Here is a 19,744-nt window from a genome sequence, read left to right as displayed (position 1 = left end):
GTCATCAGTGACCGCTTCAATGCGGTAATGATGCCAGGCACTATGCCACTCAGAGCCCTTCACAAGCCATTCGATGATCGCTGCTTGGAAAGTCGGGAGCCGAGATCCTCGAAGCCACAAGCATAACATTATCAGAGAAGCATCAAAAAATATGTTGAATTTTTCATACCATATGTCCATCTTGAAGCAGAGCGTCGCCCTTCTCACCCAGCTCAACCACAGCAGCCATCTGGCTACCATTGCCGCTCTCTCCACCCCAGAGCCGGCCTCCTTCGAGGGTAAGCTCCCCAGCAGCCAGCAGCGCACCCTGATTCTCAGCGCAGAAAAGCGATGGGGACACACATCAGGCAGAGATAGCTGCTCCAGAGGCAGCGGCAGGGGCAGACAGCGAGCGCATTGATTGATTATACTAGAAACAGCAGTGACAGCTACCGTAGCGCGACCATTCTTTCTACCGAAAGGGACAGAACGACTAGCAAGCAGAAAGGAGCTTGCATGAACGAACCAGAAGCAGCAGCCGCTCCAGTTCACCAAGCCGAGTCTCAGCCATCCCCGTCTTCGGCCCCCTCCAGGAATACCTATATCATCGATTCTGAGCAAGCCGCCGAGCTGGCGCGTCTGATGCAGCAGGATCGGTTGCTCACCGAAGCAATGGGTGGTCTGCTACCAGAGGAGGGAATCGCCCTGCCTGAGAGGGGCCGCGTCCTCGACCTGGCCTGTGGTCCCGGTGGCTGGGCCCTAGAGCTGGCCTTTCGCTTCCCCAAGGTGGAGATCATTGGCATCGACATCAGCCCGTCAGTCATCGAGTATGCCAACGCGCAAGCCTGGTCGCGCGGGCTGGAGAATGTCCACTTTCAGGTCGGCAACGTCATGGAGTCCCTGCCCTTCCCTGATCAGTCCTTTGACCTGATCAACGGGCGAGCTTTGTGCGGCTTCATGCTACCGAATAGCTGGCCACGGCTGCTGGCCGAGTGCTTCCGCCTCCTCAAGCCTGGCGGCATCCTGCGCTGCACCGAAACAGAGCAACCTCTCACTACCAGTCCAGCCTTTGAGCACTTCTGCGCACTCGGTACCCAGGCACTCAAGCGCGCAGGCCAGAGCTTCTCGCCCGATGGACGCCACATCGGCATCACGCCAGTGCTGCCGCGGCTGCTGCGGCAAGCTGGTTTTGAGCGCGTACGGCTCCGTGCCAGCGCCATCGAGTGGTCAATAGGCACAGAGGGGCACTATCCCGTCTTCAAGGATTACCTGGTCGCTATGGAGCTTGTCCAGCCATTTCTGCTCAAGACGGGGGTGGCCGCGAAAGAGGAGCTGGAGCGCCTGTATCAGCAGGCCGTCGCAGAAATGCAAGCCGATGACTTCTGCGCCATCTGGACCCTGCTCACCGTCTGGGGAGAGAAGCCAGCCACAGCCAATCACTCAGAAGCTTCGCCCGCAGCTGGCTAACGGCTGCCCAGCCGGCACACCTCTAGCCGCAGAGCCAGAACCAGTCTCAGCCCTCCCAATTGGCTGACGCTGGCTGGCCTGGGCCATCTGCTGAGCAGAAGCCCGGGCGGCAGCGGCATCACAAGGCGCCTCCCAAGAAGAGGCATCCGGGCTGTCAACATCCAGGCGAAGACAGAAAGCGCGGGGTAGCTCTGCTGGAAGCCAGAACGGGAAAGCCCTCGCTCCCCTCCAGCAAGGATACCTCGCGCCAGCACCTTGCCTATCCTAATGCTGCCCACCTGCCGGCCACAATGGAGAGGCAACCTGCGAAAGATGAGCAGCACTGACAGGCCAGGAAAGAACTATCTCCCGCACAAGACCTTAGCTACACTGGCCACTCGGCCCAACCAGGGGAGAATGCACCACGTTTGGACTGGAGACGAGCACTCCGCCTGGCTCAGGGAAGGTATGATCAGCCGGCAAGACCCCGCTCCAGGTAAAGGAATAGGTTTGCGTCGTCGTTCCAGGCCCAACGACGAGCGTCTGGGTGTTGTCGCCGCCACTGCGCCCATTATCCACAGTATAGCCAAATTTGATGACGCCACCCATACTCTCCGGAGCGATATGGAAGGTAGCCGTATAGGTCACCGTCAGATTCGTGCCACAATGCCGACCGGCGATCGTGCCCGGGTTAACGCTCATAGTGACCGACGTTACGTGGAAGGGAGCTGGAGTACACAGACCGGCTGGCTTGATCGGTGTCGAGATGAGCTGGTTGGGACTGGTAACCAGGACACCACCGAGGCCGGGAGCCGTGTGATCAAGCGGTAGGGGGCCATGCCAGCTGAAAGAGAAGGTCTTTGTGGTCTCCCCTGGCGAGAACTGTAAGCTGGCGAACTGCTGCGAGCGTCCGTTATTTGTGGTATACGCAAATTGAACAGTATGAGTGCCCTGGTCAGGAACCACATGGAAGGTCGCCGTGTAGGTCACCGTCAGTTCCGTACCGCAGCTCTGGCCGGCGATCGAGGCCGGACTGACAGCCATCTGGACTGATGTGACCTTGAAAGAGGTCTGCGCCGTCGAGGCCGGTGTGGCCGATGTGACAGTCGCGCTGGCAGCCGGCGTAGCATTTGTGGAGGGCGAAGGAGTCGCTGCACCTCCCGTAGAAGAGCTTGCCGGGGGAGCGCTGCAGCCCGCCAGGAAGGCCAGCACAAGCAAGAAAAGAACTACAACCTTTGTAATCTTTTTCATAAAAATCCTGTTTTTAGTGATGCATAAAAGAAGGGTTGATATAAGGAATTCGCGCTACAAGCTACATTTCAGCAGCGAGCAAAGGGGATGTTGCCGTTTTAGAGCCATCAAATTTTCTCGCTGGAGCCTGAGTATAGATTAACACAGCGCACTGCTCATCACTGTGAAATCGGTCACACTTTGTGTTGGTGCTGCCGATTGGCGGTGGCTGATAATCTTCTTCTGGTCCGTGGCCTGACCGGCCACAAGGCCCGCGCTCTCAGCCAATTCCTGAGCAGGAGACCCCGCCGGCCTGCCCGGGGCGGTCCCCTGCCCTGCCAGGGATGCGCCCGGCGGCCAGAGACGCCACAGGCACAAGCAGACCAGCCTGGCCTCAGCGCTCTGACCGCTGGCCAGGGTCCTCCTGATGCTACCGCCGCCTTACCAGCAGGAAGCAGGCAAACAGCAAGAGATCGAGGCCCAGCATAGCCACATAAAAGCCGGCACCCAACACGCTGTGCTTAATCACAAGAGCCAGCGACCCGCTATAGAAATCGAGCACGTCTTTGAAGGTCACTACGGTAATTGCCCCCAACAGCACGGCGGCCACGATCTCCCAGATAGCGCGCTGGCCAGGCGTCAGCCAGCGTCTGAGTGCCAGCAAGAGAACCAGCACAGCGCCAGCCAGCAAACAGAGACCCTGGCCGCCCAATAGACCCGTCTCCCAGCCGCTGAGCACCAGCACAGGCTCGCCGGGACGATTGAGCACACTATAGCGCCAGGGCAGAAAGACAGAGATCAGCAACGCCAGAACCCCCAGAGCAAACAGCCCCTCAGCCACGCTCACCGCGTTAAAACTGAACCGGCCCTGACGGCGCTGGAGAAAAGAAAGCGGAAACAAGTTTTCCTGGCTCACGACACAGACTCCTGAAACGAAGCTGATGGACGCTGACGATGAAAAACAGAAGCAGGGCGGGCAGCGACACAGCAGCCAGCCTTGAAGACGGCCTCTATCTGCCGGAGATTGCCGGGGTGCTCCAGCGGGTTGGCCCGGAGCAGCACAAGATCGGCCTGATAACCGGGACTCAGGCGGCCCAGCTGTTCGCCACGTCCGAGCTGTTCCGCAGCACTACTGGTGGCGCCAGCGATAATCTGTGCTGGTGGAATGCCAGCTGCAAAGAGCAGCTCGCACTCCCGCAGAAGCCCGGCCCCGAAGGGAACGCCCGGATTGCCGGCATCGCTGCCCACGCCAATGAGCACCCCTCTTTCGGCGAGACGTCTGGCGTTCTGCATCGCCTGCTTCAGGAAACGCGGTGCCAGTTGCTCAATAGCGGCCAGCGTCGGCACGTAGCAGATTTGGCGACTTCTCAGCTGAGAGAGCAACTCCGGGTCACAGGCATCAATATCATCGCAAACGATGCCGTGCTCGACGCCATCGCAGCCAACCTGCACCGCCTCATATACATCCGCGGCAGTCATTGTATGAGCAACGACCTTCAAGCCGTGGGCGTGGGCAGCAGCAACGATCGCCGCAAAGACTTCGGAACGCAGCTTAGGAACCTGTGTCTCCTCCTGGGGGATGATCAAACAGGCCGTAGAAACTACCTTGATGAAGTCAACCCCACTGGCGGCGAGCTGGTCGACCACCGCGCGCGCCTGCCCTGGCTCATTCAGCTCGCGGGTGGCCGCTCGCCGCAGCGCGCTCAGCCCGTGAAAGAGGCTGGTGGTCGGATGCCCGCCGGGAGCAGTGAGGAAGGGACCAGCCACAACGAGATTGGGAAAGAAAGGGCTGCGCGCCACCCCCCCACGCAGGCGGAGCAGCACCTCCGGCCAGCCTCCGAGATCGCGCAGGCTGGTCACGCCGGCCCCCAGAGCCTGCCGCCCATGATCGGCCAGTAGACGACGAAAATCATCGCTATCCTGGATATGCTCCTCGCCGGGCGAGGTGATATGCGTATGCATATCGATCAGGCCAGGTAGACAGTAGAGGCCAGAACAGTGAATCTCTTCCCCTTCTCCCTTGAGCGGCAGACGGGCGCGGCTATCGGTAACGGCCTCGATGCGCTCTCCCCGCAGCCAGAGATCACACCCCCTCCTGACGCCTTCTTCCGCCGCGCCCTCAATCAGGCAGACGTCGCGCAGGATCGTATAACTCATGCAGCCTCCCTCAACTTGAGATGACCGGTCGTGGCGACGCCACTCAGCGCAGCATGCGGAAGAAAGCCGCCGAAAGGCCCAGAGCAGCGGCACAGTACAACAAACAGCCGATGATATCGGCGAGCGGCGCGCTGCCAGCGTTGCCCTGCAACATCGCGCTGCGCAGCAGCTCGGCTACCATGTAGGAGGGCGTAAAAGGGGCAATCTTGGAAACAATATCTGGCAGAATCTGCAGAGGTAGCAGAATACCCGTCAGAAAGGTCAGCAGAATGTACAGACCCTGACCAATGATATTGCCAATCTCCACGCGATCCGTGAAGGAGGCAATGACTTGCCCCAGCAGCAGAAAGACGGCAGAGCCGAGGACGATGAACAGGAGCGTTAGCGGTGTGTAGAGCGGGTTAAAGGTGAAGTGAAAGACCAGGCTGCCAACGATGATCGCTATGATGGTCTGGACGACGATCACCAGCACCTGGGTGCAGGCGCGCGCCAGCATCACCTCCCACGGTGCCGTTGGCGTCACCAGGATACGCCTGAAGATGCCCCGCTCACGCCAGGTGATCATGGCTGTGGAGTTCCCTATGAGGCCGGAGGTAATCATATTCATCACGATGATCCCTGGCAGCAGCCAGACCGAGTAAGAGACGCCGCCACTGCCCGGCAGAGGAATGACATTCTGGCCGAAGACGAAGCCAAAGAGCAGCAGCGAGCCTGTCGGTATGAGCAGGCTGAAGAAGAGCAAAGTGCGACTGCGAAAAGCCAGGATAGCGAAAAATTGAAATTCAGTTATAAAGCGACGCATAGGCGTTTCCTTTCCCGTTGCGAATGGAGAGGGCACACGATGCCGGACAGAGCCAGACCCAGGCCGGGAGCCGTCAGCTGCTAGTCCGCTGGCCCAATGCTGCGGCCCGTCAGCGAGAGAAAGACATCTTCCAGATTAGGCTGACGGATGGAGACATTTTGTGGACGGCTTCCTATCTCCTGGCCGATCTCCTCCAGCAGAGCCAGGACGCGCTGCGGATCGGAGGTCTGCACGGTGAGCAGGCCGTCGTCGCCGCTCACCGCATGGACGAATTCCGCTGTCTGCAGCTGCTGCCGCTTCTCGGCTGGCAGATAGAGGCTGGCGCGCACCGTTGAGAGATTGCCCATGCGCTCGATAAGCTCGCGCGGCGTGCCCAGAGCCAGAATCTTGCCCTGATCGATGATCCCCACGCGGTCGCAGAGGATCTCGGCCTCCTCAATGTAATGGGTCGTCAGGATGATGGTCTTGCCTTCGCCACGCAGCCGGCGCACGATGTCCCAGATATGATGGCGCGCCTGGGGATCAAGCCCGGTGGTCGGCTCGTCCAACAAGACGATCGAGGGCTGGTGGACCATCGCCAGCGCCAGCGTCAGACGCTTCTGCTGACCGCCGGAGAGCGTGCCGATGCGAGCATTGCGCTTCTCGGCCAGGTCGAAGCGCTCCAGCAGCGCCAGAGCTTCGGCCCGCGATGGAAAGGTGTTGTAGAGTGCGCCGTAGAACTGTATGGCCTCAATCGCCTTCAGATCGGTGAAGAGCGTCTCGTCCTGGAGCTGCACGCCCAGGAGGCTTTTCACTTTGCGTGGCTGACGGGCGACATCATAGCCATTGACAGTGATGCGCCCCTCTTGAAAGCTGATGAGTCCCTCGATGCAGGAGAGCAGGGTGGTTTTCCCGGCTCCGTTGGGACCGAGTAGGCCAAAGCATTCGCCGCTGCAGATGTGCAAGGTGACCCCATCGAGGGCCTTCAGACTCCCATAGGATTTGTGTACGTTCTCTATTGAGATGATCGCAGCGCTGTTCCCGCTCACGACGCTGACCTCCTTACGCTCAATGGTTGGTTGCACACAGACTCTCCGTTATCCTTCGGGCCAGGCTGCCGCCAGGACAGCCGGTAGCGGCATCTCATAATATTGACCGGCGAGACGCTCGGGAGCGATCAGCACCTGAGCCAGCGCCGTCGCCCCTCTTTCAAGGCCCAGCAGATTGTTTACTCCTTCGATCGAGTAGGCCAGGCTGGTATGACAGCCCAGGCCGAGCAGCGCGGCGGCCAGATAGAGACGCTGAATGGCGCTTCCTGCCAGCATGTTCTGAATACGATACCAGCGGGGTCCATAGCGGCGTGCCCCTTCGCTGTACTCTCCGACCGGAAAAACGTGCAGATTGATGTGATAGACATTATGATATCCGGTATGAGCCACTATTTGCTGTAATTGTAGACGACTATCTCCTGGCCTGACAAGCTGCCAATGGCGCACACCGGGCGTGTAACAGTAGATACCGGGATCGAGACCACGCACGCCGGCGACAATACAATAGAGCAAGAGACGAGGTAGATAAGGCGCAGCAGGGGCGATATCGCTCTGCAGACCACGCCCAGCGGCATAGAGCAACTGGGCGCACTGTTGCTCACTGATGCGCCCAGGCCGAAAGTAGTGGCGCGCTGAATGGCGCAGCGGTGTACCTCTGGCCAGCTCCAGCCCGATATCATCGCTCAGCGCCACACCAGACTCGGCAAGCGGTCCCCGCAGGCTCTCCTCCGCTTCCTGGCCCTGGCCTGTTGGCTGGCCCTGGGCGCGCGTTCTGATCAGCGAGGCGTGGTGCAGGGCTGCTGAGAGCGGCAGGCTGCTGAGCGGCTGGAGACGCGCCAGCTCGTCTCCGTCCGTTCTCCTCAACTGGGACGCGGGCGCTTTCTGCCAGCGCGGCAAGGAAGCGCGCGGAGCGCGAGGTGTATCCTCAAGGCTGAAGACGATGACCGCGTAGGCGCTCTCATAGGCTTCGTCCAGCTTCAGCAGGGCATTGACAGCACAATCGACAAAGCGAAAATGAACGCTACTCTTCAGCCCGTAATAGCTGCCAACCGCCAGCGACTGACCCAGCACGATCCCCAGGTCGAGACCTTGGAGACGATAGGCAAATTCGCCATATTTGAAGGCGTTCTTCCAGAAGAAGCAGCTGAGGACCAGTGCGAAGTCGGCAGTGCAGGCTGGCGGCTCTAGCAGCGCTTCCAGCAGTCTGGCCAGAAAATGATCGCTCTGCTCAGGATGGGCGTCGGCATCGTGGATCACATCCAGGGCATGATGGATGGGATCATAGTGATAGACACCGGCTGGCAGGGCCTGGGCCGGGCCGATAACGGCATAGAGTTCGCAGGGATAAAGGCCACCGCCGGAAGGCACAGGGCGCAGCAGATCCTGCTTGAACGGATGCTTGAGCGGATCGAGGATCGGCAAGGTGCTCCCGGCAGCAATGGCGTTATAGCTCTCGGCCCCTGTCCAGCGCTGGCGCGTCAGGCCATAGATATCGGCCAGCATCTGGCCGAACTGGGCACTCCCAAACGGCTGGCGGGCCTTCTCTGCGCCGGCTTCTGAGGCGGGCGGCGTCAGATAGGCAAGGCGCAGGCAATCGCAGCCGCGATAGATTTTATATTTCAGCGGCGCATGCTGCCAGTCGACCACCTCACGCTCTGGAAAGTGCTGCGCCTCAGCCATATAGCGCTGCAGCGCTGGCTCCAGCGCTTCCTCTGGCAGCTGCCCATGCGGGGAGAGCGCGCGCTCAGGCTCCTGCATGATGTTGCCTCCCTCCTTCTCCTGGCCAGGGCGGTGGCCCAGACAAGGCCCCATCGCTGAAGGCCCTGACCATGTCAACGGCGCTGATCTTGAAAGCCTCCTCAACTGCGTTGGCGGCCAGGTGGCAGAGCAGAAAACGATCGATCGGGCGCAGGCCCAGCCGACTGAAGTGCAGGTAGAGCAGGTTCAGTACGAGACGATAACTCTGGAACCAGGGATCGCTGTAGAGAGCCTGCTTACGCTGCTGATCACGCTCCAGGGCGCTGTGGAAGGCGCTGGCGGCCAGATTCCTGCGAATGGGAGAGCCGCCTTGCTCGCCCACCTCCAGACCTGCCCTGCTGAGATCGATCTGGCCGGCGGCGATCAGTTGAGCAGCGCGTTCTTGATAGCGCTGCATCAGCTGTGACCAGGCCAGAGTGAAAGGAAAGGTGTCCAGCCCCTGATCCAGGGCTGCCAGCAGCTGCCGAAGCCTGGCGACCAGCGTTTTGGCCTGTTGCTGATAGCGACTCTCAAGGAGGGCGCGCGTCCGGGCAGGGTCGGCGCTGGCAATGATAAAGCCCTCGGCATGAGAGCGGTAGGAGATGAAGCCGCGGGCGATATGCTGACCCTGCCGATGGGCCACACTGACCATCAGATCGAAGCAGAGGGTGAGCAGCGAATGGCCCTGACGCCGGTAGGCCAGCATGGCAAAGGCCAGGTCATTGGTGTCAACGTAGAAATCTTCCAGCAGGCTTGCCAGAGCCTCAGAGCCGAGCACGTGCAGGCGGCGATCGTAGGGCAGATACTGGATCGAGTTATCGGGATAGAGCGGGAAGAATGGCCCGCTTTCCCGCTCCTGGCGGGCCAGCGTTGCATAGAGGGCTTTCAGCTGCTCCTCATCCAGACGAGCGCTGGAAGGGTGCTGGCGCAGGTAGCTCCCCACGCTCGACTCGATCAGCGGCTTGAGCGCCACGGCGAACTGTCTCGGCGAGCAGTAAAAGCGCAGGCGGAGATGAGGGCCGCGTAGCCAGTGACGCACAAAGAAGAGCCGTGTCGTGATGGGTCTGGCCTGAACAAACAGCGGCTGCACGCAGTCGAGGAGCAGGGCATCTTTCTGCTGCTCATCGTAATAGTAGATATGGGCACTCTGCCAGTTGCCGGCTTCGGGATAAGCAACGCCATTGCTAGACATAGCTTGCTCCTGTCTCTAGAGCTGCCTGCCGGGCAGCGGCTCGGGCTGTCGATCAGATCCGCTGGTCTGGCTGCCTTCGCTGAGCGCACGTTTGAGCAGATGAAGAACGTACGCCTCTTCGAGGAGCAGCAGCCCGAGGCGATTATTATGCATATGGGCACAGCGTAATAGAATATTCAACGGCGGGCTGACCGGGCTGGTCGGCGTCGCAGGCACCTGGGGGGACACCAGCAGACCGGCCTGATCCAGCTCGCACAGCCTGCGGTAGAGCCGGCGAATGGAGCGCAGCCAGCGCCTGAGCAGCGTTGCGGAGTCGTCGAGATCAGACTCCTGCTGAGCAGAGAGGCGCAAGAGCTGCTCGCTTAGTTGCTCAAGGCGCTGGCGCTGCTCTTCGTACTGCTGATCAAAACGGGCCAGCAGGGAGGTGCGCAGGCTGGCGGGCATGCGCTCCCAGGAAAAGTAGAAGTGCTCGATTACCTGGGCTGTTGCTGCGCGCGTTGGATTGGCCAGGGCGGCGGTCAGGAGCATGGCCGCCACGCTATGAGCTGTGCGCTGCTTGCGATCGGCGCCCTGGGTCAGCAGCGCCAGAGCGATGGCGCTCGACTCCTCGAAATGTTCCTCGACGGCAGGCATAGCCTGCCGACCACCGTAGTGCTCATATTCTGGCACATAGGGCAGAAAGTGCAGGCTGTTATTCGGGTAGAGCGGACCGGACTCAGCACGACCATACTCCATATAGGAGAGGTAGCCACTGATCTCCTCGTAGCGCTCCACGTCCAGAGAGTCGGGGGCTGGATGCTGCTGGAAATAGCGGGCAGCAGCCTGGCGCACCTCATCCATAATTTGGGCTGAGGCGCTGGCCGTCCGTGGCAAGAGACGCAGGCGAAGATGCGGTCCCCCCTGCCAGTAGCGCACAAAGAAGTAGGACGCGATCAGGCCGCTCTGCCCCAGGTGAGCGAGCAGCGGCTGCACGCAGCCCTTCAGGAGCGCGCTGAGATCGCCGTGATAAAAGAAGTGGGCGCTGATCCAGTCAGGCTGCTCCATGATCTCAGGCTCCTTCGCTGTTGACTTCAAAGACATATTCACAGACAGAGCCACCCGCACGAGCGGGCAGCAGGTCGGCCTCCCCTGGCAAGGCTTCCTCCAGCAGCAGGCCGAAGCTACTCTTCTCGATCAGGTGCTCGAAGAGGCTGAGCGAGAAATAGCTCTCAAAATCTAGGTAGACCGGCTTGCGCTCTTTGCCGAGCGAGTAGGCGGAGCCTTCAAGCCCTGCGGTGGCTTGGAAATCGAAGGGATTGACGCGCAGAAAGCAGCGCGCCGGCAGCTGATACTGCGCGCGCCAGCGCTGTACCTTCAGAAAGTAGTCAAAGTGCGTCTCGCCCTTCTGGCGAACGGGCAGGCAGGACGGAGGCAGGCGCCAATGCGCACGATCGAGACAGATGCGCCCTAAACAGGTGCGCGGCCTGTAGCGTGGTTGCCCCTCCCCGACCTCCTGGCGGTCGTGCCTCAAGGGTTGATCAAGCAGGAGCAGGCGCAGACTCCACAGGCGTTCGCCCGGTGTCTCGCCGAAGGCCCACAGCAGGAAACGGTAGAGCGGTGGCAGCCAGTAATCGGACATCAGCCCCAGATGGATCGGCAGCAACTTGCGGTTCAGGCGTCGGGAGATCAACAGCAGTCGCTGGCTGGCCGGATCGTGCTGGACCAGCAGATCGCTCAGAGGGAGCAGCCGCTCGCGCCTGCCGCTGCTCGGACAACCGGGATAGGCGATTTCGTACTCGCTGTCGGGCAAGCGCAGGTTCAGATTGGAGCCGAAGACGCCTTGAATGGCGATCGGTAGAGGCTCCTCAGCGCTGGCGAGGGCCTCACGCCTGCTCACCTCTGCGCTCTCCGGGAGCGAGGGAGCAAGGTGAGCCTCCAGATAGCTCAGGCGGCGCAGGCTGCGCCCGAAACCGCTCTGGATGGAGTTGAGTACCAGGCCACGCTGACCATCCTGCCAGTAGAGCTGGCAGTAAAGGGCCAGGGAGGGCGGCAGCTTCACAGACGCAGGACAGTGTTCCAGCAGAGCACGCAACCGCTGGCGATCCAGGAAGCGGACACCAGAGCTATCGGAGGGCTGGTCGGCCACAAAGCGCGCTAGCTCTTGGCGCAGGGCCATGACGCGGCTCAGCTCCTCCTGCTCGCAGGTGCTGCCAGCAAAGAGAGCAGTGAAGAGCTGCCACGCCTGAGCTGGACCGAGGGCGGTCGATGGTGCCGAGAGCGTCCCCACCGGGCTATTGCGCAGTGCGGGCGCTAGCTGCTGGCTTTCGCGGGAGCAGTCTGCATACAAGGTCAGCAGATCGACTGTGGCGCCCTCTCCATAGCGCCGGCTAAACCAGGTCGCCAGCGTCAGGCGCCCGGCCAGCAGCGGATCGAAGAGGCCGGCCAGCTGCTGAACAAGGGCCAGATCAGCCAGGAGATCGCTCTCCAATGCTGGCAGACTGCTGCCGGGCGCCTTCTCCAGGAGGGTATTCTCGTAGATCAGATTCTTGGCTGGCAAGATAAAGCCGGGCTGCTCGCTCAGGCCCAGTTCCGCCAGGAGGCACTCCAGCAGAGCGCGTAGCTGCTGCAGAAGGGCATAGCGCTGATGCACCTCGGCTGTCCGCGCGTAGGCAGCCAGCGCCTTAAGTAGCTCCAGCAGCAGCGCACGCAGCGCCTGCACCTGGGCCTGATCGATGGGAGCGAGGACCTCGCAGAGGCGCAGCAGATAGTCATGAGCCTGCTCAGGGATGGCGAAATCGAGCTGCAACAGACCGCGGGCGATGAGCTGATCGAGAAAGCCCGCCAGCTCCTGCCGTCGCCCCTGCGGGTCCAATGTGCTGAGCGCCTCTAAGAGTTCTCCATAGGTCAGCGGCTGTCGGCGCTCAACCAGCCGGAGCACAGCCTGCAGGGTTGCAGTGGCCCGCACCGTTGCCAGGCTCTCGCGGCCCAGGTCATCGCGGCTAATGAAGCGTAGGACGCTGGCATCGCTGACGAGCGAAGGATTGAGGCTAACGCTCAGATAGGGGCGGACGGCAGGCCACCGGGTCAGAGCGCGCGCAATGTGGTGCACGAGCAACCTATTGAGTTCGATGACGCTGCGACCAGGCCCAGGCTCGCCCTGCCCAGCGACAGCAGCGGTCGCCTCCTCCCGCTGTGCCTGCCCTGGGATAAAGCGACCGCGGGCAAGCGCAGTAAAAGTGCTATATGGGCTGGTTTTAGCGGCCATGCGCGTGAGGTAGTTGAGAAGCCCGTCCTCCAGCTTGCGATCGAGATAACGCCCGGCCTCAGCGGGGGCTGCTTTCAGCCAGCGGCAGCAATCCAGATAGAGACTGGGGCTGGCCAGGAGCAAGCCCTGCAGGAAGCGCTCTTGACCAGCCAGGGCGCGCAGAGCCGTCCGGCGCTCGTCCAGCTCCGTAGCGAAGACACGGCGAGCTTCTGCCAGCAGCGCGGTGCGTTGCTGGAGCATGCCATGCCAGCACACGATCGCAGTGTTCAGCTCAGGGGGCAAGATGGCCAGCAGATCTGGAGCCAGCTGCGCCGGCGCTGGCTGGCGGCCCTGGAAGATAGCGCGCCGCAACTCGATCAGCAGCTGGCGTGGTCGGCGCAGCTCAGCGCCCGCCAGCGTGCCGATCACCGCGTGCAGTTGCTCCGAAAGCCAGGCTCCGCTGCTGCTCAGCCGCTCCTCAAGGAGCAACAGCTCTTTGATCAGCGCCAGGCTGCCGTCAAAGCGCAGTGCTGCCAGGGCCGTCAGCGGCAGGCCGGCCACCCGTACAACATATTCCGCTGCCACGGTGCAGGTGTGCTGCTCTTTCATGCCTCCTCTTCTCTTCAGAGACGAATGCTATGTCGGTAGCGTGCCCCGGCGCCCGCACCAGGGCGCTCATAGCCGATGGCGACCAGAAACAGGGGCGTCTCCACACGCTCGCGCAGATGCAGCAGCTGCGCACAGCGGTCGAGATGATAGCTATCGCTGCAGCGCGCTACCAGACCGAAGGCCGCGCTCAAGACCGAGAGGCGCTGCGCCACCAGGCCACACTCCATGTTCATGATGCGGTAGGCGCGATTCCCCAGCACTGCGCTGAGGGCGCCGTAGTTGGCGACCGGATAGACCACAAAGGGGGCGCTGCCACAGTTGACGGCGGGCGTACTGTGAATGGCCTGGATCTGCGAGGCCACAGCCCGCTGCTCAATGACGTGCAGCGCGCCACAGCTCCCGCAGAGACGATAGATCCCCGCGGGCACGTCGGCGACATTATTGAGCGCCAGAAAAAGCTCCAGGGCGGGCACGCTGTCCACGCCGCCAAGATCGCTCGCGTAAGGGGCCAGACTGTAACGGACAATCTCCCAGAACGTGGCCCGGCTCACAGGTTTGTACAAGGGGAGAAAAAAGACGTCGCCCGAGCTGCGCTGGTAGAGAGCCTGGGCCAGCTCAAGCTCCTCTGGCCAGAGCGCCGGCGCCTCCAGTGTGGGGGCAGACTGGTCACAGGTGGGCGTGGCGGGCGGCAGCGAGATCGCCAGCTCGGCACTGCTCTCAAGTCGCGAGTGCTGGTCGATCTCCAGCAGCTTCTGACAGCGCTCGCGGTCAAGCGCGCTCAGCTTGATATGGGTGGGGGCGATTGTCTCGATCTCCGTCAGCAGGGTCTCAGCGCTGACTGCGGGGGCAACGAGCGTTTTCGTCGCCTGTCGCTCGCTGCCAGCAGGCGAGAGCACCAGGGCGGCGAAAGGACTCTCCTCACCCTCCTCCAGGCCAAGCAGGCGGATGAGAACGCGGTCGAGAAACTGATAGTGGACCTGGACCGCGAGGCCCAGCACACCGCAGACCAGCAGGATATTACCGACCACCATCCCCACCTCCTGCGAGCAGAGCCGGTAGGAGAAGTTGCGATAGCGGAAAGCGTTCTTCCAGAAGTAAGCGCTGACAAAGAGCACTCCCAGGCTGTCCGTCAGCTCACAGCCGAGGGCGGCGCTCAGCGCAGCACGATAGTCACCCTGTCTCAGGGCAGCCAGGCTGTGATGCAGATTGTCATAGTGATAGAAGCCTGACGGGACAGGCTCCGTCGCTGGCAACCAGGCGTAGAGTTCTGCCGGGAAAAAGCAGCGGGCGGAGGCGACCAGGCGATGGAAAGGCCAGCGCGCATCGAGGCCGCTATCATGGCGAGAGAAGCCATAGCTGTAGTAGAGCAGGCAAGAGAGCGTCTCATAATCCAGGGAGCGCGGCCCCACTCCGCGATGGGTGTCCTGCCTCTGGCTGGCAAAGGCCCGCCGTAGATCGCCCAGGGAGAGCGGAAGGCGCTGACTGAGCGGATAATGAGGGACGTCGCGATAGACCTTGAACTTGAGTGGCTCGCCGGGCATGCCCTCCTCGCCCTGCCCCTCAGCAAAGAGTTCCGGCAGGCCGTAGTACGTGGCCTGCAGATAGCGCAGACCGATCTCACGATCTTGATTGCTCATAGGCGCTCCTTCCGCTCGCTCAAGGGAATGGATGAGGATAGGGATTGAGATCGGCATCGGTCAAAGGCCGCGCTGCGTAGCCAAGCTGATAAGGCAGCTCATAGAGACGCCTGAAGCCAGAGCAGCGGCGGGCATGGTGACCGAAGGTCATCGGCAACATGCCCGGCATCAGGACGCGCACGGCACAGAAGCCCTCTCGCGCTAGCTCGGGCGTTGTCTGATCGACGGCAATCACATCGATGCCGCTGCGCAGATAGCGCCCCATCACCTCAAGCACATCCTCGCGCAGATCTGTGTGAGCAGGCGGTTCATCGCCGTCGAAAGCCTCAGCAAAGGTCTGCCGGTGCGGCGTCTCGTAAAGGAAAGCCAGGCGCTCAAAGGCTTCCGGCAGGCAGTAGAGCAAAGCATGATCGCGCATCTGGGTCACGCGCGAGGAGTCGGCCAGCATACGGCGGGCGTGCTCCTGCTCCTGGCGGTAGAGACCGATATGACTGCCGACGATCGGCGCCAGCTCCTGCAGGGCATTGATAAGGGCCTTCTCCGGCAGCAGGTGCGAGCCGGCGGCACACAACACACGCGGATAGTCTGGACGTTGCTGCTCGTCGACGGCCATCACCCAGAAGCAAGGGATGCGCTCCGGCAGGGTGATATTAAAGGCATGCACGCTGTAGCCCGTCAGATGATACAGGCGCTCGCACATCAGCCCGATCAGTGGATCGCGAGCCGACCGCAGTTCGATGCGCGGCATCGGCAGGCGCGCGTACCAGGTCAGCAAAAAGGCGTCGCGCTCGGCAATCTCCAGAATGCCGTGCAGCAGGGCCTCCTCCAGGCAGTTGCCGAGCGCGCAACCGTTGGAGATCTCATAGACGTAGGGTCTCTCGTGCGTCCAGTAGTGAAGGCCATAGTAGACATTGCATTCGGGCACCAGTACCGGCTGCTGACGGGCGAAGGAATAGCCCCAGACCCAATTGAGCACGAGGTCATCGCTATAGCGCACATAGGGGAAATGGGGCAGGCTATATTGAGCCTCGCTGTGCAATCCCAGCGTGCGCGGATCAATAGCGGCCTCGCCCAATTCACGCCGACTGGCCCGCACCACTGTGCGCTTGCCGCCTGGCCGCATGCCGGCGTAGCGTTCCAGGGCCTCAGCGATGGCTGCCACCTGACCCTGTTCGTAGTTGAAAGCCCTGCCGAAGCCAACCTCTTGACGCCTTCCCTGTTGAAAGTGGATGTGGGCGGCGAAATTGGCGTAGAGATTGCTGCTATCCTTGGTCAGGCCGCAGATCAGACCGCACTCTGGATCAACGTAGCGCGCCAGCAGCCGATCTTTGAGAGAGAGCAGGTCGCGGACACGGTAGGTCTGGGGAGCGAGTTTCTGCCGCGCGACGAGCGTCATCGCCGCCTGGGCGGCAGCGGCGCTATCGGCGGGCAGGGCTGCGCAGTCTGGACAGTGCGGCTCAGGCAGGAGGGGATGACGAGTGATTCTCAGCGTTGCCAGATCCAGGCAGAGCAGTGCGTTGCAGGTCAGCATGGCCTCCGGTGCCCGCAGAAATTGGGCGACCTCCCGCGCAACCTGCTGCGCCAGGATGGCCTGAGCGAAGGCTGTCAGCCAGGTTCTGGCCGGGGCAGAAATTGGACCTGGCTGCAGTTCAGAGCGCGCCTGCTGCGCCAGATAGGTCCGCTCAGCTTGAAATTCTTCCGCCCGCTTGTGAGCGTTGACCCGCCGCAGCTCGGCGCAGGTGAAGCAGGCGCTGCGCCCCGGCAAGACACAGGGGCCGAGCACGGCGCGCCCTGGCTCGATCGAGAGTCCCAGCCAGGGCCTGCCGCTGGCCAGACTCCAGCGATTGGCCTCTTGCAGCAGCGGCCCATGCCAGCGCTCACTGATCACCAGCAGCAGCGCGCAGGCTGGCACCTGCGCAGCCTGTAGATCGGCCTGGGTGACCTCCACAGGCTCGCCCCACTCGCGCAAAACTTCACGGACAGCCCGGCCCAGGCTGCCTTCAGCCAGCAACCCCAGCAGCGGTCTGGATTGTGCTTCCTTCGGGTTAGCAGCCATCGTCGGCCCTCCTCTTCCCCAGCACCACGCGCACAATATAAGGCAGCGCTTCACTGAGCGCCGCATCGTGATCGAGTGGCACAATCAGCGCTCGCCGTCCCTGCGACTGTAGAGCAGCAAGCAGTGTCTGCAGCATCTGCTCCCACGTTTCCACCGGCGGATAGTGAGGAGTGACGGAGGCTTCGCCGCGCAGCGCTGACGGCAGAGGAGCGACCGGCGACAGCGCATAGTCAGACTCGCTATTATGCAGGGCCTGGGCATGCTGGAGGCAAAGCAGCAGGCCCTCCTCGATGGCTGCCTGGGCCTGCAGATGACAGGTATAGGCCCAGGTCTCCTCATTGCAACAGAAAGCGAAGGCCAGCAGCCCCCAGTCGGAGAGCAAGGCTGAGAGATCATAGACAGCGATGGCGACGCCTTGCAAAGCCAGCAGATGGCTGTAGCGCTGCGCAGTCTCCGAGAGAGCCAGAGCCCCGATCTCAACACAGGGAAAAGGTTCGCGGCCCTGCAGCAGACGCTGCACCAGCTCCGCACGTCCATGAGTGAAGAGCGCACGACAAAGGGCCTCGGACCAGCTCATGCCGGCGGCCACCCCGATGGGCAGCAGCTGAAAACGCTCTTCCTCAGCGGACAGCGGAAAGACCGTCGCTGCCGGGACCAGGACGACCTGCTCGCCCGGCAGCTCCCAGGCCCAGAGGTAGTCTTCTTCCGGGTCGAGGCTGGTCGATGGCTCCAGGCTGCGTGTGTAGCAGATGAGCGCTTCCGGGGCCGTTCCAACGAGTTCGGGCGCGCTCCCGCTCAGGCTGCGACGGGGATCATAGCACCAGGCGGCGTAGCGTTCGCCGGCGCGTAAGGTTGCCGCCCGGCGAGCCGCACCAAAATCGCTGCCGGCGCCGAAAACGCGCCAGGTCTCTCCTCTGGACAGACGCGGCGCTGGCTGTGTCAGATCTACGCGCGCAATATTTAAAGGAATCTGAGTATAGTTGTGTTCATCCAGGGCGCTGAACAGCCCCAGCCTGGCATCGAACAGATGGGCTGCCTTGCGAGAGAACGCTTCCTGAGAGAGGACTGGCCCAGCGCTGCGCTCCCTCACCAGGTCCCGGAACTGCTGCGCGGTCAGCGGGCCGGTCTGGCGGCAGCAACGGCAGTGGGCAGAGGCGCTGAATGGATGACGCTGGCTCTGCAGCGTTTCCAGATCGATAAAGAGCAGATGGCCACTCGTCTCCAGCGGTCCTGCTTCAGTAATATACTTAAATAGTTCAAAATTGAGGGTATTGGCGACCACGGCAGCGGTTGGCACAGCCAGCGCATAGCTGATGGGGGTCTCGGGGTGGTCATCGAAGTCATAGAGGGTGACGACCGGTGCAGCCGGAAGATTGGCGAGCAAGCGCAGCCAGGCGCATTCCCAGCAGCCGCGGCTAGCTTCGTGTCCCCCAGGAGCGGGAGCGGGAAGAACCAGCGGTCCCAGCCAGGCTTGAGTGTCCAGGATGGTCGCGCTGAGGAAGAGTTTGCCTTGTTGGTAGCAGAGGCGGTTGAGCAGGGCGCTGCGCCGCAGCATTGGTCGATCTGAGAGATGCAGGACGGCATCAAAGGGTGCGAGAGTGCGCGCCACAGTCTGCTCATCGTCCCAATTGAGCGGTTCCAGCATGTGAAGCTTCTGGAGCGGATCGCGCGTCTGGCGCAGAGCCAGATATTCCTGCAGACGCTGGCGATCCAGCGGGCACTCGCCTGTGATCAGCACAGAGATGTCTGCCAGGCCGCTATGCAGGGCGGCCTGCACCAGCGCCTGGAGCGTCAGGCCGGAACCGATGAGCAACACGCGGCTCTGGCGGTAGCGTTGGAAGCGCCAGGCGCTCGAATCTTGAAATGCCTCGATGAAAGCGATTTCCGCCGCGTAGATCTCCTGCTCCGCAGCACTCAGCTGATGGGGATGATCGGGAGTCAGATCCCTGATGAAGCCGCGGGCGGCCAGCATCTCAATGAGCTTGCTGATCAAGGCGCGCTGCTCTCCCGGCGCCTGCTGAGTGATCTCCTCCAGCGTATGCTGACCATTCAGATAGGGCAAAAGCAAGTCGAGCAGGCGAGCAAGACCTTTGCCTTTCAAGTGGAAGGCGCCTTGATTGTTACGCAGGTAGACCCCTTCAGGGGTAGGAAAATAGAAGACATCGCCTCTCATCCTGGGGCGCATGGCCAGTTTCTCTCCTCATCGTGCGCATAGATGCCCTGCGGCGACGGGCTGGGCTGATGGTGCGTGAGGTGCAGCATAGCGGCTCAGCAACTACGCTGCACCTCAGATAGGCCAGGTAAAGGAGAGCCGGCCTGGTTTATTTCCGCCGGCGCTCTCGATCTCTGTCTTGCAGCTTGCTACCAGCAACAGCAACAGGGTATGCAGCAGCTGCAGCAGCCCTCGGGAAGGACAGAGGCGCCTATCTCGATCATGCCGTGACCAAGGGTGAGCGCTTCCAGCCCATCACGATCTGCAGTGAGCGGCTGGATGCTCAGCTCGTCCAGTTGCAGCTCGTCAAGGGTCAGGTGAGCCAGTTCCTGTTTTAGATCTTCCATGCTGCGATCTCCTTTCTCCCGGCGGGCAGGTCGTGTACCGCCTCAGTCAGCAGGCAGAGAGAGCAGTTATCTATAGCTTAATTAATTGG

The 19,744-nt window shown here is 61.8% G+C and carries 14 protein-coding genes; 1 reads left to right on the top strand and 13 read right to left on the bottom strand.

Features of this window, described 5'->3' with window-relative positions; translation table 11 throughout:
* The first annotated feature begins 495 nt into the window (after nt 1–495).
* A complete protein-coding gene (locus IRZ31_RS11595) occupies nt 496–1,446 on the top strand; it encodes a class I SAM-dependent methyltransferase (RefSeq protein WP_297153703.1) in 951 nt (316 codons plus the stop codon).
* A 360-nt stretch (nt 1,447–1,806) separates the two neighbouring features.
* On the opposite strand, the gene IRZ31_RS11590 is transcribed toward IRZ31_RS11595, so the two are convergent.
* The 13 genes from IRZ31_RS11590 to IRZ31_RS11530 all read right to left on the bottom strand — a co-directional run bounded on the left by IRZ31_RS11590 (nt 1,807) and on the right by IRZ31_RS11530 (nt 19,655).
* Nucleotides 1,807–2,676, bottom strand: coding sequence for a hypothetical protein (locus IRZ31_RS11590; protein ID WP_297153700.1), 870 nt, complete (start codon nt 2,674–2,676; stop codon nt 1,807–1,809).
* A gap of 409 nt (nt 2,677–3,085) precedes the next feature.
* Nucleotides 3,086–3,571 (bottom strand): hypothetical protein, encoded by a 486-nt coding sequence (locus tag IRZ31_RS11585; protein ID WP_297153697.1) that lies wholly within the window; start codon nt 3,569–3,571, stop codon nt 3,086–3,088.
* Complete coding sequence (locus IRZ31_RS11580; protein WP_297153694.1) at nt 3,568–4,812, bottom strand: amidohydrolase family protein; 1,245 nt, start codon at nt 4,810–4,812, stop codon at nt 3,568–3,570. Before IRZ31_RS11580 ends, IRZ31_RS11585 begins: the two co-directional genes overlap by 4 nt.
* A 43-nt stretch (nt 4,813–4,855) precedes the next feature.
* Nucleotides 4,856–5,614, bottom strand: a complete 759-nt coding sequence (locus IRZ31_RS11575; protein ID WP_297153691.1) for an ABC transporter permease — start codon at nt 5,612–5,614, stop codon at nt 4,856–4,858.
* 80 nt (nt 5,615–5,694) lie between these two features.
* Nucleotides 5,695–6,678 carry an ABC transporter ATP-binding protein gene (locus tag IRZ31_RS11570; RefSeq protein WP_297153688.1) on the bottom strand — a complete coding sequence of 328 codons (984 nt, stop codon included), beginning with the start codon at nt 6,676–6,678 and terminating at the stop codon, nt 5,695–5,697.
* Between the two features lie 12 nt (nt 6,679–6,690).
* Entirely contained in the window at nt 6,691–8,400 is a 1,710-nt protein-coding gene (locus tag IRZ31_RS11565; protein WP_297153685.1) for a SagB family peptide dehydrogenase, read from the bottom strand.
* Nucleotides 8,387–9,571, bottom strand: coding sequence for a thiopeptide maturation pyridine synthase (locus tag IRZ31_RS11560; RefSeq protein ID WP_297153679.1), 1,185 nt, complete (start codon nt 9,569–9,571; stop codon nt 8,387–8,389). Before IRZ31_RS11560 ends, IRZ31_RS11565 begins: the two co-directional genes overlap by 14 nt.
* A gap of 15 nt (nt 9,572–9,586) precedes the next feature.
* Entirely contained in the window at nt 9,587–10,615 is a 1,029-nt protein-coding gene (locus IRZ31_RS11555; protein ID WP_297153676.1) for a thiopeptide-type bacteriocin biosynthesis protein, read from the bottom strand.
* Between the two features lie 4 nt (nt 10,616–10,619).
* Nucleotides 10,620–13,403: a lantibiotic dehydratase gene (locus IRZ31_RS11550; RefSeq protein WP_297153672.1), complete on the bottom strand. Its 2,784-nt coding sequence runs from the start codon at nt 13,401–13,403 to the stop codon at nt 10,620–10,622.
* Between the two features lie 14 nt (nt 13,404–13,417).
* On the bottom strand, nt 13,418–15,040 hold the full coding sequence (locus IRZ31_RS11545; protein WP_297153669.1) for a SagB family peptide dehydrogenase: 1,623 nt from the start codon (nt 15,038–15,040) through the stop codon (nt 13,418–13,420).
* Between the two features lie 19 nt (nt 15,041–15,059).
* Nucleotides 15,060–17,096, bottom strand: coding sequence for a TOMM precursor leader peptide-binding protein (locus tag IRZ31_RS11540; protein ID WP_297153666.1), 2,037 nt, complete (start codon nt 17,094–17,096; stop codon nt 15,060–15,062).
* Nucleotides 17,086–19,281 carry a TOMM precursor leader peptide-binding protein gene (locus IRZ31_RS11535; protein ID WP_297153663.1) on the bottom strand — a complete coding sequence of 732 codons (2,196 nt, stop codon included), beginning with the start codon at nt 19,279–19,281 and terminating at the stop codon, nt 17,086–17,088. Before IRZ31_RS11535 ends, IRZ31_RS11540 begins: the two co-directional genes overlap by 11 nt.
* A 176-nt stretch (nt 19,282–19,457) precedes the next feature.
* Entirely contained in the window at nt 19,458–19,655 is a 198-nt protein-coding gene (locus IRZ31_RS11530) for a thiomuracin/GE37468 family thiazolyl RiPP peptide (RefSeq protein ID WP_297153661.1), read from the bottom strand.
* Between the last annotated feature and the right edge of the window lie 89 nt (nt 19,656–19,744).

The sequence above is a fragment of the Thermogemmatispora sp. genome, assembly GCF_019683635.1.
Taxonomy (GTDB): Bacteria; Chloroflexota; Ktedonobacteria; order Ktedonobacterales; family Ktedonobacteraceae; genus Thermogemmatispora.
This window is presented reverse-complemented; position numbering and strand designations above follow the sequence as displayed.

Excerpts from the sequence above, each read along its gene's own strand:
- IRZ31_RS11530 (WP_297153661.1), bottom strand. The coding sequence starts at position 19,655 with ATGGAAGATCTAAAACAGGAACTGGCTCACCTGACCCTTGACGAGCTG.
- IRZ31_RS11560 (WP_297153679.1), bottom strand. The coding sequence starts at position 9,571 with ATGTCTAGCAATGGCGTTGCTTATCCCGAAGCCGGCAACTGGCAGAGT.
- IRZ31_RS11540 (WP_297153666.1), bottom strand. The coding sequence starts at position 17,096 with ATGGCTGCTAACCCGAAGGAAGCACAATCCAGACCGCTGCTGGGGTTG.
- IRZ31_RS11535 (WP_297153663.1), bottom strand. The coding sequence starts at position 19,281 with ATGCGCCCCAGGATGAGAGGCGATGTCTTCTATTTTCCTACCCCTGAA.
- IRZ31_RS11580 (WP_297153694.1), bottom strand. The coding sequence starts at position 4,812 with ATGAGTTATACGATCCTGCGCGACGTCTGCCTGATTGAGGGCGCGGCG.
- IRZ31_RS11550 (WP_297153672.1), bottom strand. The coding sequence starts at position 13,403 with ATGAAAGAGCAGCACACCTGCACCGTGGCAGCGGAATATGTTGTACGG.
- IRZ31_RS11545 (WP_297153669.1), bottom strand. The coding sequence starts at position 15,040 with ATGAGCAATCAAGATCGTGAGATCGGTCTGCGCTATCTGCAGGCCACG.
- IRZ31_RS11595 (WP_297153703.1), top strand. The coding sequence starts at position 496 with ATGAACGAACCAGAAGCAGCAGCCGCTCCAGTTCACCAAGCCGAGTCT.
- IRZ31_RS11590 (WP_297153700.1), bottom strand. The coding sequence starts at position 2,676 with ATGAAAAAGATTACAAAGGTTGTAGTTCTTTTCTTGCTTGTGCTGGCC.
- IRZ31_RS11575 (WP_297153691.1), bottom strand. The coding sequence starts at position 5,614 with ATGCGTCGCTTTATAACTGAATTTCAATTTTTCGCTATCCTGGCTTTT.
- IRZ31_RS11565 (WP_297153685.1), bottom strand. The coding sequence starts at position 8,400 with ATGCAGGAGCCTGAGCGCGCGCTCTCCCCGCATGGGCAGCTGCCAGAG.
- IRZ31_RS11555 (WP_297153676.1), bottom strand. The coding sequence starts at position 10,615 with ATGGAGCAGCCTGACTGGATCAGCGCCCACTTCTTTTATCACGGCGAT.